At 56.5% G+C, this 807-nt stretch carries 1 protein-coding gene; it reads right to left on the reverse strand.

Features of this window, described 5'->3' with window-relative positions; genetic code table 11:
* On the reverse strand, window positions 1-807 hold an 807-nt coding region (locus ACXJ5O_RS28705), incomplete at both ends, for a glycine C-acetyltransferase (RefSeq protein ID WP_457302872.1).

An 807-nucleotide genomic window follows, 5' to 3' on the forward strand; every position in this document is an offset into this window, starting at 1 on the left:
CAGATTAAAGCCAAGCTTTGTCATATCGCGGCGAAAATGCGCGGCATTGGCGCTGAGGCGCGCGCGCAGGTCCGCGCCCTGGTCAATCAGATCGAACACTTTCAGCGATGCTGCCGCAATGACAGGCGCTAGCGTGTTCGAAAAAAGATAGGGCCGCGAGCGCTGACGCAGCCAGTCGACGACCTCGCTCTTGCCGGATGTATAGCCGCCCGACGCGCCACCAAGCGCCTTACCCAGCGTGCCAGTTATGATATCGACACGGCCATCGACACCGCAATGTTCAGCGGAGCCGCGACCGTTTTTTCCGACAAAGCCCACGGCATGGCTGTCGTCCACCATGACCATGGCACCATATTTTTCGGCAAGGTCGCAAACACCCTGCAGATTGGCGATGATGCCGTCCATCGAAAACACGCCGTCGGTCGCAATCATCTTGAAGCGACTGCCTTCGGCTTTCTTCAACTCTTCTTCCAACGCTGCCATGTCATTATTGGCATAGCGGAAACGTTTGGCCTTGGAGAGACGTACGCCATCGATAATCGAGGCATGGTTGAGAGCGTCGGAGATAATTGCGTCTTCTTCGCCGAGAAGTGTTTCGAACAGGCCACCGTTGGCGTCGAAACAGCTTGAATAAAGGATTGTGTCCTCCAAACCGAGGAAGCTGGAGATGCGGGCTTCAAGCTGCTTGTGTTCTTCCTGCGTGCCGCAGATGAAGCGTACCGAAGCCATGCCGTAGCCGTAGCGGTCGAGCGCTGCCTTGCCCGCTGCCGCAAGTTCTTCGTTGTCGGCAAGTCCGAGATAATTGTT

It is taken from the genome of Phyllobacterium sp. P5_D12, from assembly GCF_054049495.1.